At 61.7% G+C, this 1,007-nt stretch carries 1 protein-coding gene; it reads left to right on the top strand.

Annotation, left to right across the window (positions count from 1 at the left end):
• Nucleotides 1-438: 438 nt before the first annotated feature.
• Nucleotides 439-1,007 (top strand): DDE-type integrase/transposase/recombinase (locus ACIQT2_RS23975; protein ID WP_402951781.1); only part of this gene is annotated, 569 nt, incomplete at its 3' end.

Raw genomic sequence — 1,007 nt, 5'->3', positions numbered from 1 at the left:
TGTGGAGTCTCATGACTTAATGGACACTTGTGTCTCATGACTTCGTGGACAGTGTGTCTCAGGACCTCGTAGACACTTCTGGCGGGTTTGCTCTGTTTCATGAGCAAACCCGCCCCGAAGTTGACCGTTCGTCAAGCAGTGGCCATGTGGCCGGCAGATGCCCCTCGGGGTGAGGTCAGCAGGTTCTGCAAGAAGCATGGCGTCTCGCGGTCTTGGTTCTATAAGGTCCGGGCTCAAGCCCAAAGCGCTGGCCCGGTCCAGGCTTTGACGACGAAGCGGCCAGTTCCGTTGACGAGTCCCGCGGCGACGGCTCCGGCGATGGTCGAACTCCTCCTGGCCACCCGGAAGTCGCTGGAATCCGGAGGCTATGACCATGGCCCGTTGTCGGTGATTTCGGCGCTTTCCCGCAAAGGCTTCGTCCCGCCCTCAAGAGCGACGGTGGCCAGGATCTTCACCCGCGCCGGTCTCGTCATCCCCGAGCCGCGGAAAAAGCCACACAGCGCTCAGAAACGGTTCGTCTACCCGCAGCCGAACGCATGCTGGCAGATCGACGCAACCGAGTGGCCGCTGGCCAACGGGAAGAAAGTGGCGATCTTTCAACTCATCGATGACCACTCCCGTCTGGCCCTGGCATCCTTGGTCGCGTCCGGGGAAACGAGCGAGGCCGCCATCGCCGTGGTGTCTCTGGCTATCGAACGCCACGGCGTGCCGGAAAAGTTCCTCTCCGACAACGGCGCGGCGCTGAACCCGACCCGCCGCGGACGCACCGGCGCGCTCGTGGAGTACCTCAAGTCCCAAGGCGTCGAACCCATTACCGGTAAACCCGGCAAACCGACCACCCAAGGCAAGAACGAACGCTTCCACTTCACCCTGCACCGCTACCTGCGTAAACAGCCACCACCGGCGACCATGGCCATCCTTCAAACCCAGATCGACACCTTCGACCAGTACTACAACACCGAACGAGAACACCAAGCACTGCCCGGAAAACAGACCCCTCAGGAAGC

It is taken from the genome of Paenarthrobacter sp. NPDC090522, assembly GCF_044769225.1.
GTDB lineage: Bacteria > Actinomycetota > Actinomycetes > Actinomycetales > Micrococcaceae > Arthrobacter.
Note: the sequence above shows the minus strand (reverse complement) of the source record. Positions and strands in the feature narration are given on the sequence as shown.